12 protein-coding genes are annotated in these 12,662 nt (G+C 61.9%); 9 read left to right on the forward strand and 3 right to left on the reverse strand.

Annotation, left to right across the window (positions count from 1 at the left end):
• Positions 1 to 215: 215 nt before the first annotated feature.
• Complete coding sequence (locus BHE81_RS22330; protein WP_004173879.1) at positions 216 to 632, reverse strand: GNAT family N-acetyltransferase; 417 nt, start codon at positions 630 to 632, stop codon at positions 216 to 218.
• Between BHE81_RS22330 and BHE81_RS28360 the strand changes: the two genes are divergently transcribed.
• Complete coding sequence (locus BHE81_RS28360) at positions 607 to 723, forward strand: hypothetical protein (protein ID WP_032428455.1); 117 nt, start codon at positions 607 to 609, stop codon at positions 721 to 723. The genes BHE81_RS22330 and BHE81_RS28360 overlap by 26 nt on opposite strands.
• On the opposite strand, the gene BHE81_RS28365 is transcribed toward BHE81_RS28360, so the two are convergent.
• Positions 683 to 805 (reverse strand): hypothetical protein, encoded by a 123-nt coding sequence (locus BHE81_RS28365; RefSeq protein WP_032412474.1) that lies wholly within the window; start codon positions 803 to 805, stop codon positions 683 to 685. The two genes, BHE81_RS28360 and BHE81_RS28365, sit on opposite strands and share 41 nt — an antisense overlap.
• A 206-nt stretch (positions 806 to 1,011) precedes the next feature.
• Here BHE81_RS28365 and eefA point away from each other — a divergent pair, with 206 nt between their 5' ends.
• The 8 genes from eefA (at position 1,012) to BHE81_RS22375 (ending at position 11,794) form a co-directional block, all read left to right on the forward strand.
• Entirely contained in the window at positions 1,012 to 2,136 is a 1,125-nt protein-coding gene (gene eefA / locus BHE81_RS22340; protein WP_016529678.1) for a multidrug efflux RND transporter periplasmic adaptor subunit EefA, read from the forward strand.
• Positions 2,136 to 5,243, forward strand: coding sequence for a multidrug efflux RND transporter permease subunit EefB (gene eefB / locus BHE81_RS22345; RefSeq protein WP_004151514.1), 3,108 nt, complete (start codon positions 2,136 to 2,138; stop codon positions 5,241 to 5,243). Before eefA ends, eefB begins: the two co-directional genes overlap by 1 nt.
• 3 nt (positions 5,244 to 5,246) lie before the next feature.
• On the forward strand, positions 5,247 to 6,611 hold the full coding sequence (gene eefC / locus BHE81_RS22350) for a multidrug efflux RND transporter outer membrane subunit EefC (RefSeq protein ID WP_004889164.1): 1,365 nt from the start codon (positions 5,247 to 5,249) through the stop codon (positions 6,609 to 6,611).
• A gap of 45 nt (positions 6,612 to 6,656) precedes the next feature.
• The gene (locus tag BHE81_RS22355) at positions 6,657 to 7,820 is read left to right on the forward strand and encodes a multidrug effflux MFS transporter (RefSeq protein ID WP_002923107.1); all 1,164 of its coding nucleotides are present in this window, start codon (positions 6,657 to 6,659) and stop codon (positions 7,818 to 7,820) included.
• A gap of 162 nt (positions 7,821 to 7,982) precedes the next feature.
• Positions 7,983 to 8,885, forward strand: coding sequence for an N-acetylmuramic acid 6-phosphate etherase (gene murQ, locus BHE81_RS22360; protein ID WP_021440928.1), 903 nt, complete (start codon positions 7,983 to 7,985; stop codon positions 8,883 to 8,885).
• Positions 8,886 to 8,909: 24 nt separating this feature from the next.
• Positions 8,910 to 10,343, forward strand: a complete 1,434-nt coding sequence (murP, locus tag BHE81_RS22365) for a PTS N-acetylmuramic acid transporter subunit IIBC (RefSeq protein ID WP_004150245.1) — start codon at positions 8,910 to 8,912, stop codon at positions 10,341 to 10,343.
• Positions 10,344 to 10,494: 151 nt separating this feature from the next.
• Positions 10,495 to 11,397, forward strand: coding sequence for a DMT family transporter (locus BHE81_RS22370; protein ID WP_002923118.1), 903 nt, complete (start codon positions 10,495 to 10,497; stop codon positions 11,395 to 11,397).
• 106 nt (positions 11,398 to 11,503) lie between these two features.
• Positions 11,504 to 11,794, forward strand: a complete 291-nt coding sequence (locus tag BHE81_RS22375) for a YicS family protein (RefSeq protein WP_002923120.1) — start codon at positions 11,504 to 11,506, stop codon at positions 11,792 to 11,794.
• Between the two features lie 3 nt (positions 11,795 to 11,797).
• On the opposite strand, the gene BHE81_RS22380 is transcribed toward BHE81_RS22375, so the two are convergent.
• Positions 11,798 to 12,661 (reverse strand): NAD(P)-dependent oxidoreductase, encoded by an 864-nt coding sequence (locus BHE81_RS22380; protein ID WP_032428448.1) that lies wholly within the window; start codon positions 12,659 to 12,661, stop codon positions 11,798 to 11,800.
• Position 12,662 lies beyond the last annotated feature (1 nt).

Genomic DNA, 12,662 nt, shown 5'->3' on the forward strand with positions numbered 1-12,662 from the left:
TGCAAAACACGGCCCTCAGCCCGCATCCATGCGGGCTGCCCCGGCCTTCCGGGAACGTCTCAGCGATTTTGAGGCCGCCAGCACCGGCAGTTTCAGTCGCGCAAGTGGGTATATCAATAACAGGCCGCTCGGAAGGTAGGCCGGATAAGGCCTTTATGCCGCCATCCGGCACAACCACAGGTACGGTACCTGACCGCCCGGGGATACCAGGATCGTTACAGCGCCTTCGACAAATAGTGGCGCTGCATGCCTGCGTGCGGGAAGTCGGGCAGCGACATCTGCAGCTGATAGCCTAATTTCTGATAAAACGGCAGCGCCTGGAAGCTAAAGGTATCCACCAGCAGATGGCTGCAGCCTTGCGCCTGCGCCTGCTGTTCCGCCTCCTGCATCAGCTCGCTCCCCAGCCCGCGCCCGCGCGTCGTCTCGCTAACCCACAGATACTCAATGCACAGCCAGTTGCCCTTGCGTTTGGCAATCAGCCCGCCCTGCATTACCCCTTGCGCATCGCGCGAGTAAATCCCCAGATCGCCAAACTGCGCCGCATCGAGATACTGCTGATTATACTGCCGCAGACCGGCAAACAATTCTTGTTGATCGTCGGGGTTAATGCTTTTTGTAATGATTAGTGTCATTAACTATCTCCAGTATCGCGCTGCCGAATGGTTATTTCCCCTCTCCACTTTCACAAAATATTCTTATTTTCTCCATGATTATTTGCCTTAATTTTTTGCGTTCTAAAAGTAAGCAAAAAAACCTTTCCATTATCGCGATGGATCGTATAATGGGGAAAAATGAGAATGATCATTCTCACTACAAAACCAGAGGAGATGCGCTTTTCACCTCCTGAAGACCGAAGAGGTTGGCTTCAGCGGAGACACAATAACAATCACGTTCAGGAACATCTGTGTTCCTTTTTTGTCATTTTCGCTCACCCGAAAATGCCTCAGCGCCCAACCTATTCCCTCGTTTTTAAATAAACGGGGCGGACGTCTTATATCTTGAGAAAATATAATGAAATACATCATAGCTCCCATCGCGACAGCATTATTTCTCCTTAGCGGATGCGATAATGCGCAGACATCTGCTCCGCAGCAACCCACGCCGGAAGTGGGCGTGGTCACCCTGCAAAGCCAGCCGGTGCCGGTAGTCAGCCAGCTCACCGGCCGCACCACCGCCTCGCTCAGCGCCGAAGTTCGCCCGCAGGTGGGCGGCATCATCCAGAAACGCCTGTTTACCGAAGGCGATATGGTGAAGGCCGGGCAGGCCCTTTACCAGATCGATCCCTCCAGCTATCGCGCGACCTGGAACGAAGCGGCGGCGGCGCTGAAACAGGCCCAGGCGCTGGTGGTCTCCGATTGCCAGAAGGCCCAGCGCTACGCGTCGCTGGTCAGGGATAACGGCGTTTCCCGCCAGGATGCTGACGACGCCGCCTCCACCTGCGCCCAGGACAAGGCCAGCGTGGAATCGAAGAAAGCGGCGCTGGAGAGCGCGCGCATTAACCTGAACTGGACCACCGTCACCGCGCCGATAGCCGGGCGCATCGGCATCTCGTCGGTTACGCCGGGGGCGCTGGTCTCCGCCGATCAGGATACCGCGCTGGCGACGATCCGCGGGCTCGACACCATGTATGTCGATCTGACGCGATCCAGCGTCGATCTCCTGCGTTTACGCAAACAAAGCCTGGCCAGCAACAGCGACACCCTCAGCGTGACGTTAACCCTGGAAGATGGCAGTACCTACCAGGAAAAAGGGCGTCTGGCGCTCACCGAAGTCGCCGTCGATGAATCCACCGGCTCGGTGACCCTGCGCGCTATCTTCCCCAACCCGCAGCACGTCCTGCTGCCGGGGATGTTCGTCCGCGCGCGCATCGATGAAGGCATCATGAACGACGCGATCCTCGCCCCGCAGCAGGGGATCACCCGCGATGCCAAAGGCGACGCCACGGCGCTGGTGGTCGATGCCGCCAACAAAGTTGAGCAGCGTACCGTGGAAACCGGCGACACCTACGGCGATAAATGGCTGGTGCTGAGCGGCCTGAAAGCGGGCGACAAGCTGATTGTCGAAGGCACCGGTAAAGTGGCCCCCGGACAGACAGTGAAGGCCGTCGCCGTCAACAATAACGGAGGCAACGCCTGATGTTCTCCCGTTTCTTCGTGCGTCGCCCGGTCTTTGCCTGGGTGATCGCCATTCTGATTATGCTCGCCGGGGTGCTGGCGATCCGCACGCTGCCGGTAGGCCAGTACCCGGATGTCGCCCCGCCGGCGGTGAAAATCTCCGCCACCTATACCGGGGCGTCCGCCGAAACCCTGGAGAACAGCGTCACCCAGGTCATCGAGCAGCAGCTCACCGGCCTCGACCATCTGCTCTACTTCAGCTCCACCAGCAGCTCCGACGGCTCGGTCAGCATCACCGTCACCTTTGAGCAGGGGACCGACCCGGACACCGCCCAGGTGCAGGTACAAAACAAAGTGCAGCAGGCGGAATCGCGGCTGCCGAGCGAAGTCCAGCAGTCCGGCGTAACGGTGGAAAAATCGCAGAGCAGCTTTCTGCTGATCCTTGCGGTGTATGACAAAACCAACCGCGCCACCAGCTCCGATATCTCCGACTGGCTGGTCAGCAATATGCAGGACCCGCTGGCGCGCGTGGAGGGCGTCGGCAGCCTGCAGGTATTCGGTGCCGAATACGCGATGCGCGTCTGGATGGACCCGACCAAACTCGCCTCCTACTCGCTGATGCCTTCCGACGTCCAGTCGGCGATTGAGGCGCAGAACGTGCAGGTTTCCGCCGGTAAAATCGGCGCGCTACCGTCGTCCAATGCCCAGCAATTAACCGCCACCGTGCGCGCGCAGTCCCGGCTGCAAACCCCTGACCAGTTCAAAGCGATCATCGTGAAAAGCCAGGCCGACGGCTCGGTAGTGCGCCTGAGCGATGTCGCGCGGGTGGAGATGGGTAGCGAGGATTACACCGCCACCGCCAATCTGAACGGCCACCCGGCCGCCGGGATCGCGGTGATGATGGCCCCCGGCGCCAACGCGCTGGACACCGCGACGCTGGTGAAAAGCAAAATCGCCGAATTCCAGCGTCAGATGCCGCAGGGTTACGATATTGCCTATCCGAAGGACAGCACCGAGTTCATCAAAATCTCGGTCGAGGACGTGATTCAGACCCTGTTCGAAGCGATTATCCTCGTCGTCTGCGTGATGTATCTGTTCCTGCAGAACTTCCGCGCGACGCTCATTCCGGCGGTAGCGGTGCCGGTGGTGCTGCTTGGCACCTTCGGCGTGCTGGCCCTGTTCGGCTACTCGATTAACACCCTGACGCTGTTCGCCATGGTGCTAGCGATCGGCCTGCTGGTGGATGACGCCATCGTGGTGGTGGAGAACGTCGAGCGCATTATGCGCGACGAAGGGCTCCCCGCTCGCGAAGCCACCGAAAAATCGATGGGCGAAATCTCCGGCGCGCTGGTGGCGATTGCCCTGGTGCTGTCGGCGGTGTTCCTGCCGATGGCCTTCTTCGGCGGTTCGACTGGGGTCATCTATCGCCAGTTCTCGGTAACCATTATCTCGGCGATGATGCTGTCGGTAGTGGTAGCGCTGACCCTCACCCCGGCGCTGTGCGGCGCGCTGCTCAGCCACTCCAAACCGCACACCAAAGGGTTCTTCGGCGCCTTTAACCGCCTGTGGGGACGTACGGAGGCGGGCTACCAGCGCCGGGTGCTCGGCGGCCTGCGCCGGGGCGCAGTGATGATGGGCGCTTACGCGCTGATTTGCGGGGCGATGGCGCTGGCGATGTGGAAGCTGCCGGGCAGCTTCCTGCCGGTGGAGGACCAGGGGGAGATCATGGTCCAGTACACCCTGCCCGCCGGGGCGACGGCGGTGCGTACCGCCGAGGTGCGCCGCCAGGTCACCGACTGGTTCCTCACCAAAGAGAAAGCCAATACCGATGTCATTTTCACCGTCGACGGCTTCAGCTTTAGCGGCAGCGGGCAGAACGCCGGGATGGCCTTCGTGTCGCTGAAAAACTGGTCGCAGCGCAAAGGGGACGATAATACCGCCCAGGCCATTGCCCTGCGCGCCACCAAAGAGCTGGGGACGATCCGCGACGCCACCCTCTTCGCCATGACCCCGCCGTCGGTAGACGGTCTCGGGCAGAGCAACGGCTTCACCTTCGAACTGATGGCCAGCGGCGGTACCGACCGTGACAGCCTGATGAAGCTGCGCAGCCAGCTGCTGGCGGCGGCCAACCAGAGCAGCGAACTGCAGTCGGTGCGCGCTAACGATCTGCCGCAGATGCCGCAGCTGCAGGTGGATATCGACAACAACAAAGCCGTCTCGCTGGGGCTGTCGCTGAGCGACGTGACCGATACGCTCTCCAGCGCCTGGGGCGGTACCTACGTGAATGACTTTATCGATCGCGGCCGGGTGAAAAAGGTCTATATCCAGGGCGAAAGCGACGCGCGCGCGGTGCCGTCGGACCTTGGCAAATGGTTCGTTCGCGGCAGCGATAACAGCATGACGCCGTTCTCCGCCTTCGCCACCACCCACTGGCAATACGGCCCGGAAAGCCTGGTGCGCTACAACGGCTCCGCCGCCTTTGAGATCCAGGGCGAAAACGCCGCCGGCTTCAGCTCCGGCGCGGCGATGGACAAGATGGAAAAGCTGGCCGACAGCCTGCCGGCGGGCTCCACCTGGGCGTGGAGCGGCATTTCGCTGCAGGAAAAGCTGGCCAGCGGCCAGGCGATGAGCCTGTACGCCATCTCGATTCTGGTGGTGTTCCTGTGCCTGGCGGCGCTGTATGAGAGCTGGTCGGTGCCGTTCTCGGTGATCATGGTCATCCCGCTCGGCCTGCTTGGCGCGGCGCTGGCGGCGACGCTGCGCGGCTTAAGCAACGACGTCTACTTCCAGGTGGCGCTGCTGACCACCATCGGCCTGTCGTCGAAAAACGCCATCCTGATCGTGGAGTTCGCTGAATCCGCCGTGGATGAGGGGTATTCGCTCTCCCGGGCGGCGATCCGCGCCGCGCAGACTCGCCTGCGCCCGATTGTCATGACCTCGCTGGCGTTTATCGCCGGGGTGCTGCCGCTGGCCATCGCCACCGGCGCCGGAGCCAACAGCCGCGTGGCGATCGGCACCGGGATTATCGGCGGCACCCTGACGGCCACCCTGCTGGCGGTGTTCTTCGTACCGCTGTTCTTCGTGCTGGTGAAACGTCTCTTCACCCGCCAACGTCCTTCTCAGGAGTAAGGTATGTTTCGTTTGAGTTTTATGTTTATCGCGCTCCTGACCGCGGGCTGCGTCTCGCTTGACCCGCATTATGATCGCCCGGCCGCGCCGGTGCCGGCCACCCTGCCCGGGGCGCACGGCGAATCGACGGCGGTGGTCGGCGACTGGCAGAAAGTGGTCAATGACGCGCGGCTGAAAAAAGTGGTCAGCATCGCGCTGAACAGCAACCGCGATGTGCAAAAGGCGCTGGCCGATATCGAGGCCGCGCGCGCCCAGTATGGCGAAACGCGGGCATCGCTGTTTCCCACCGTTGATGCCGAACTGAGCCACACCCGCAGCAAAACGGTGGCCAGTGGCCTGAGCTCCGCTTCACAGGCCGACGGCGCGGTCTCCAGCTTCGAACTGGACTTGTTCGGCAAGAACCAGAGCCTGTCGCGCGCGGCGCGCGAAACCTGGCTTGCCAGCGAATTCACCGCGCAGAATACCCGGCTGACGATGATTGCCGATTTGACCACCGCCTGGGTGACGCTGGCGACGGATAACAGCAATCTGGCGCTGGCGCAGCAGACCATGGACAGCGCGGCAAACTCGCGCAACATCGTCGCCCGCCAGATGGCGGTTGGCACCGCCTCAGCCGGCGATGTAAGCTCGGCGGAAAGCGTCTATCAGCAGGCGCGCGCCAGCGTCGCCAGCTATCGCACGCTGGTGGCGCAGGATAAAAACGCCATTAACCTGCTGGCGGGGGAAACCGTGCCGGAGAGCCTGCTGCCCGGCACTCTCGAGAGTCTCGGGGATAACAGCATCGCGCTGGTGCCGGCGGGCGTGTCGTCGTCGGTGCTGCTGCGTCGGCCGGACATTCAGGAAGCGGAGCACAATCTGAAGAGCGCCAATGCCGATATCGGCGCGGCGCGGGCGAACTTCTTCCCGTCGATTTCCCTGACCGCCAGCGCCGGGGTCGGCAGCGACTCGCTGTCGTCGCTGTTCAGCCACGGGATGCAGGTGTGGTCGTTCGCCCCCTCCATCAGCCTGCCGCTGTTCACCGGCGGCAGCAACCTGGCGCAGCTGCGCTATGCGGAAGCGGAGAAAAAGGGGCTGATCGCCACCTACGAGAAATCGATTCAGAGCGCGTTTAAGGACGTTGCCGATGCGCTGGCGCGCCGGGAAACGCTGAGCGAAGAGCTTGATGCTCAGCGGCAGTATGTCGCCGCCGAGCAGACATCGCTGGATATCGCCATGAAGAGCTATCAGGCCGGGGTCGGCGATTATCTGTCGGTGCTCACCGCTCAGCGCACGCTGTGGTCGGCGAAAACGACGCTGCTGTCCCTGCAGCAGACCGACCTCAATAACCGGATCACCCTCTGGCAGTCGCTGGGCGGCGGCGCCAGTTAAACTTACCCGCCGGGCGACCGAGCCCAGCCTCTACAAGGAATCGTTATGGCACGTGTTTCCCTCTCCTGGGCGCTGATCCTCGGCCTGCTGTCGGGTATCGGCCCGCTGTGCACGGATTTTTATCTACCGGCGCTGCCGGAGATCACTCAGCAGCTGCAGGCCACCAGCACCCAGACCCAGCTGTCGTTGACCGCCGCGCTGATTGGTCTCGGCCTGGGTCAGCTGTTTTTCGGCCCGCTGAGCGACCGCATTGGCCGCCTGAAACCGCTGGCGCTGTCGCTGCTGCTGTTTATCTTCTCTTCGGCGATGTGCGCCCTGACCCGCGATATCAACATGCTGATTGTCTGGCGCTTTTTACAAGGCTTTGCCGGCGCCGGCGGCTCGGTGCTGTCGCGATCCATCGCCCGCGATAAATACCAGGGCACCCTGCTGACCCAGTTTTTCGCCCTGCTGATGACCGTGAACGGCATTGCGCCGGTGCTGTCCCCGGTGCTGGGCGGCTACGTTATCACCGCCTTCGACTGGCGAATTCTCTTCTGGACGATGGCCGCCATTGGCGGCGTGCTGCTGGTGATGAGCCTGGCGATCCTGCGGGAAACGCGCCCGGCCACAGCGGCGCATGCCAGCCGCCAACGGCCCGGCCAGCCGGTGCTGAAAAATCGCCGCTTTCTGCGCTTCTGCCTGATCCAGGCCTTTATGATGGCCGGGCTGTTCTCCTACATCGGCTCTTCTTCCTTCGTGATGCAGAGCGAATACGGCATGAGCGCCATGCAGTTCAGTCTGCTGTTCGGTCTGAACGGTATCGGGCTGATCATCGCCGCGATGATCTTTTCCCGTCTGGCGCGCCGCTTTAGCGCCGAAAGCCTGCTGCGCGGCGGCCTGACGCTGGCCGTGAGCTGTGCGGCGATCATGCTGCTGTTTGCCTGGCTGCATCTGCCGGTGCTGGCGCTGGTCGGCCTGTTCTTTACCGTGTCGCTGATGAGCGGCATCAGCACCGTCGCCGGCGCGGAGGCGATGAGCGCCGTCGACGCCGCGCAGTCCGGGACCGCGTCCGCGCTGATGGGCACCCTGATGTTTGTCTTCGGCGGCATCGCCGCGCCGCTGGCGGGTCTCGGCGGCGAAACGATGCTGAAAATGAGCCTCGCGATGGCCATCTGCTACCTGCTGGCGCTGCTGCTGGGCCTCAGCAAACCGCGCGACGCACGCTAATCTCCTGCTGCGGTAATAAAATATTCCAGATTTATTACCGCACTATTTCCCGCCATATCTACCATTCTCGTATTATTCTCCACGTACTAATCGTGATACTCTTCACAGGCAAGGAATAAATAATTCCTTATACTGCGCGCCACTGAGAATAACGAGGTTTCTATGAGTATCGACCTGAGCAAACTGCTGACCGAGCGACGTAACGCCAACAGCGCCAACATTGACACCCTCTCCACCCTCGAGATGCTGACGGTGATAAACCAGGAAGACCAGCAGGTAGCCCAGGCGATAACGCCCTATCTGCCGCAGATTGCCGAGCTGGTGGATAAGGTCGCGGCGGCGCTGCAGGCCGGTGGCCGCTTGATTTACATTGGCGCGGGTACCTCAGGGCGTCTGGGGATCCTCGATGCCAGTGAATGCCCACCGACCTTCGGCACCCGCCCGGAGCAGGTGGTGGGGATCATCGCCGGCGGACATAAAGCGATTCTCAGCGCCGTGGAAAACGTGGAAGACAACAAAGCGCAGGGGGCGATGGATCTGCAGAACCTGAACTTCAGCAACCGCGATGTGCTGGTGGGGCTGGCGGCCAGCGGACGCACGCCGTACGTCATTGGCGCCATGGAATACGCCCATAGACAGAATGCCTTTGTCGCCATCGTCAGCTGTAACCCGCATGGCGAAATGGCCCAGCTGGCGGACGTGGCGATCACCCCGGTAGTCGGCCCGGAAGTGGTCACTGGCTCTACCCGCCTGAAAGCCGGCACCGCGCAGAAGCTGGTGCTGAACATGATCTCCACCGGGGCGATGATCCGCGTCGGCAAGGTGTACAGCAACCTGATGGTCGACGTTGAAGCGACCAACGCCAAGCTGATTGAGCGCCAGGTCTCTATCGTGATGGAGGCCACCGACTGCGATCGCGCCACCGCCCAGAAGGCGCTGGAGGCCTGCGGCCGCCACTGTAAAACGGCGATCGTGATGGTGCTGGCGGACTTAAGCGCCGCAGAGGCGCAGTCGCTGCTGGCGAAAAACAACGGCTATATCCGCAAGGCGCTCAGCAACACCTGAGCGCCGACAGACAGGTAACGGGCAATGGCAAAAATAACGAAAGAGATGATAGCGCGGATCCTCGCCCACGTGGGCGGCGCCGCAAACGTCGCGCAGGCGGGCAACTGCATGACGCGCCTGCGCTTGACCCTGCGCGATGAAAGTCTGGCCGACAGCGCCGCCATCCGCCAGATTGACGGCGTGATGGGGGTGATCGTCAGCGACGAGCAGTTCCAGGTGGTGCTCGGCCCCGGCAAGGCGCAAACCGCCGCCGAAATGATGAACGGCCTGCTGGAGGCGGCGCCCGCCGCCGCGCCGACGCTGGCCGACGTCGCGGCGGAGAAAAAGCAGGCGCTGAAGGGCAGGCAGACCAGCGCGGTGCAGAAGTTTCTCGCCAAATTCGCCACTATCTTTACGCCGCTGATCCCCGGCTTTATCGCCGTCGGGCTGCTGCTGGGCTTCGCCACCCTGGCGGAACAGGTTTTCGTGCTGGAGAACGCCCATCCGAACGCCAGCCTGGTGGCGCTGATTGGCTATATGAAGGTCTTCAGCAAAGGGATGTTCACCTTTCTGAGTATCCTGATTGGCTATAACGCGCAGAAGGCGTTCGGCGGCTCCGGCGTGAACGGCGCGATTATCGCCTCGCTGTTCGTGCTGGGCTACAACCCGGAGGCAACCAGCGGCTTCTACGCCGGCATTTCCACCTTCTTCGGCCATGGTATCGATCCGCGCGGCAATATCATCGGCGTACTGATCGCCGCTATCCTTGGCGCGTGGGTTGAACGCCAGGTGCGGCGGGTGATGCCGGCCAACCTCGATATGATCCTCACTTCGGCGGTGACGCTGCTGATCATGGGCGCGGTGACCTTTACGGTGATCATGCCGATTGGCGGCTGGTTGTTTACCGGCATGTCATGGCTGTTCCTGCATCTTAACGGCAACCCGTTTGGCTCGGCGGTGCTGGCCGGCCTGTTCCTGCTGGCGGTGATGTTCGGCGTCCATCAGGGGTTTGTCCCGGTCTATTTTGCGCTGGTGGACGCCCAGGGCTTTAACTCGCTGTTCCCGATCCTGGCGATGGCCGGGGCCGGGCAGGTGGGGGCGGCGCTGGCGCTGTTCTGGCGGGCGAAGCGCGATTCGCTGCTGCGAACCCAGATTAAAGGGGCGATTATTCCGGGCTTCCTCGGGATTGGCGAGCCGCTGATCTACGGCGTCACCCTGCCGCGGATGAAGCCGTTTGTCACCGCCTGCCTCGGCGGCGCCTGCGGCGGGTTCTTCGTCGGACTGATCGCCTGGCTGGGGCTGCCGGTCGGCCTGAACACGGTGTTCGGCCCGTCCGGTCTGGTGGCGCTGCCGCTGATGACCTCCGGCAGCGGAATTTACGCCGGGATGGCGGTCTACGCCGGCGGGCTGGCGGTCTCCTACCTGTGCGGCTTTGTCCTCACCTGGCTGTTCGGCAGTAAAAATGTCGATTTAAGCTAGAACGCGACTATCGGTTAATGCCCGGCGGCGGCTTCGCCTTACCGGGCCTGCAAAATAGTTACGCCGCCGCGCCCGACTACCATTTCCTGCCCCGCCGCCCGGGCGCGCGCATGCTATGATTCCCCTTTGTCATATTTCGCTTGAGGAAAAGATGGGCTCCAGCAAAAAAGGGATGCTGAACGTACTGATTGCCGCCGTGCTGTGGGGCAGTTCCGGGGTGTGTGCGCAATTTATTATGCAGGAAAGCCAGATGTCGTCGCCGTTTCTGACCATGACGCGTCTGCTGTTCGCCGGGCTGATCCTGCTGATGCTCGGCTTTGTTCACGGCGACCGCATTTTCCGCGTGCTGCAAAACCGCCGCGACGCCCTAAGCCTGCTGTTTTTCTCGCTGTTTGGCGCGCTAACCGTGCAGTTCACCTTTCTGATGACCATTGAAAAATCCAATGCCGCCACGGCCACGGTGCTGCAGTTTCTGTCGCCGACGATCATCGTCGCCTGGTTCGCCCTCGCCCGCAAAGCGCGTCCCACACCGCTGGTGCTGGGAGCTATCTGCACCTCGCTGGCGGGCACCTTTCTGCTGGTGACCCACGGCAACCCAACGACGCTGTCGATTTCGCCGGCGGCGCTGTTCTGGGGGATCGCCTCGGCGTTTGCCGCCGCGTTTTATACCACCTATCCTTCAACGCTGATTGCCCGCTACGGGACGCTGCCCATCGTCGGCTGGAGCATGCTGTTCGGCGGCGCGATGCTATTGCCGTTTTACGGCGGCCAGGGCACCGATTTTGTGGTTAACGGCAGCCTGCTGTTAGCTTTTTTCTACCTGGTGGTGATCGGTACTTCGCTGACCTTCAGCCTCTATCTCAACGGCGCGCAGAAGATTGGCGGCGCAAAGGCCGGGATCCTCAGCTGCGCCGAACCGCTGAGCAGCGCCCTGCTGTCGCTCCTGCTGCTGGGGATCACCTTCACGCTGCCGGACTGGCTGGGCACTCTGCTGATCCTCGCGTCGGTGGTGCTGATCGCCATCGACTCGCGGCGGCGGGTGAGAGCCGCCTGAGCAGGCGAGAAAAAGCGCATTTTCAATAAGTTAAACTGACCACTATTTGCGTGTTTTCCCGCCTGCGCATATAGTTGACGGAAGCGATTACGGAAGGAGAAGCCTGATGAAAGCATGTTGGATGGTATGCCTGGTCACCGCCCTGAGCGCCACGTCGGCGTGGGCCGAATCACCGCTGCAAAGCCTGCAGTTCGAGCAGCAAAAACAGCAGGTGCTCAAAGCGGTGAAGGAAAAATGCGCGCCAGCAAGCCACCTCAGCGACAACGATTTTGCCAATAAAGTGCTGGCGACCGACGGTAACAAGAACGCGGTCCGCGAAGCAACGCTGGCGAAGGAGCGCAATAACCAGAAAAGCTACCAGGCCGCAATCGACAAAATCGTCTGTCCGGCCAAATAGCGGTTATTTCAGCCTCGCGACCAGCGTTTTCCAGTCAAACGGCATCAGCTGCCTGTAGCTCAGGCTACGGGCGGCCATCTGCTCCGGCAGCTGGCGCTGGCTTTTCGCGATCGCCTCGCTCATTATCCCGGCGCTCCCCACGTCACGCAGGGTTTTCACCACCTCTTCCATCTCTTCGCTGCGCCGAATGCCATGTTCCGCCACCCGGCTGATCAGATAGTCGGGGAACGCGCCTGTCCAGCCCAGAGAGGGAAAACTATGATGCAAGGAGCTAAGCACCTCCTCCTCAACGCCGTATTCACGAGCCGCGAACAGGCATTCTGTGGTAAGCGCTTCTAGACCCTTGATCATCACGCTACGGCACATTTTTATCGCCGACACCTGGCCCACCGTACTGGCGCCATAGCGGGCATTCAGCCCCAGCCCCTGCAGACGCGGCGCGATCGCCTCCGCCTGCGGCCCGCCGATCAATAACGGTGTCTGCAATCGGGCCGGCGGTACCGGCGCCATCACCGCGACATCAATGTAGGCGCCCGGCAGAAAATGTTCAGCCGCCTGCCGTTTCGTCTCCGGCGCCACGGAGTTGAGATCGAGGAAATATTGTCCCGGCTGCAGCAGCGCGGCCGCCTGCTGCGCCACCTTTAGCGCCTCACCGGCGGTCACAGTAGAAAAAACCAGCGTGGCCCCCTCCAGCGCCTGCGCCAGCGAATTTCCCACCTGAACGCGCGAATCACGGGCTTTCCTGAGCATTGCCTCTCGCTCCGGGCCATTGAGCTTGCAATCCCAAATGGTCACCGCATGCTCACGGGCCAGATCCGCCGCCAGAATGCCACCCGCCTCGCCAAAACCAATAAACGCGATTGTCATC

Origin of the sequence: Klebsiella sp. AqSCr, assembly GCF_008452795.1 — a bacterium.
Lineage (GTDB): Bacteria > Pseudomonadota > Gammaproteobacteria > Enterobacterales > Enterobacteriaceae > Klebsiella > Klebsiella pneumoniae.

Bases quoted from the DNA above. Each gene is read 5' to 3' on its own strand.
- eefB (WP_004151514.1), top strand. From the start codon at position 2,136: ATGTTCTCCCGTTTCTTCGTGCGTCGCCCGGTCTTTGCCTGGGTGATC.
- BHE81_RS22330 (WP_004173879.1), bottom strand. From the start codon at position 632: ATGACACTAATCATTACAAAAAGCATTAACCCCGACGATCAACAAGAA.
- eefA (WP_016529678.1), top strand. From the start codon at position 1,012: ATGAAATACATCATAGCTCCCATCGCGACAGCATTATTTCTCCTTAGC.
- BHE81_RS22380 (WP_032428448.1), bottom strand. From the start codon at position 12,661: ATGACAATCGCGTTTATTGGTTTTGGCGAGGCGGGTGGCATTCTGGCG.
- murP (WP_004150245.1), top strand. From the start codon at position 8,910: ATGGCAAAAATAACGAAAGAGATGATAGCGCGGATCCTCGCCCACGTG.
- BHE81_RS22355 (WP_002923107.1), top strand. From the start codon at position 6,657: ATGGCACGTGTTTCCCTCTCCTGGGCGCTGATCCTCGGCCTGCTGTCG.
- BHE81_RS28360 (WP_032428455.1), top strand. From the start codon at position 607: ATGCTTTTTGTAATGATTAGTGTCATTAACTATCTCCAGTATCGCGCT.
- eefC (WP_004889164.1), top strand. From the start codon at position 5,247: ATGTTTCGTTTGAGTTTTATGTTTATCGCGCTCCTGACCGCGGGCTGC.
- BHE81_RS22370 (WP_002923118.1), top strand. From the start codon at position 10,495: ATGGGCTCCAGCAAAAAAGGGATGCTGAACGTACTGATTGCCGCCGTG.
- BHE81_RS28365 (WP_032412474.1), bottom strand. From the start codon at position 805: ATGATCATTCTCATTTTTCCCCATTATACGATCCATCGCGATAATGGA.
- BHE81_RS22375 (WP_002923120.1), top strand. From the start codon at position 11,504: ATGAAAGCATGTTGGATGGTATGCCTGGTCACCGCCCTGAGCGCCACG.
- murQ (WP_021440928.1), top strand. From the start codon at position 7,983: ATGAGTATCGACCTGAGCAAACTGCTGACCGAGCGACGTAACGCCAAC.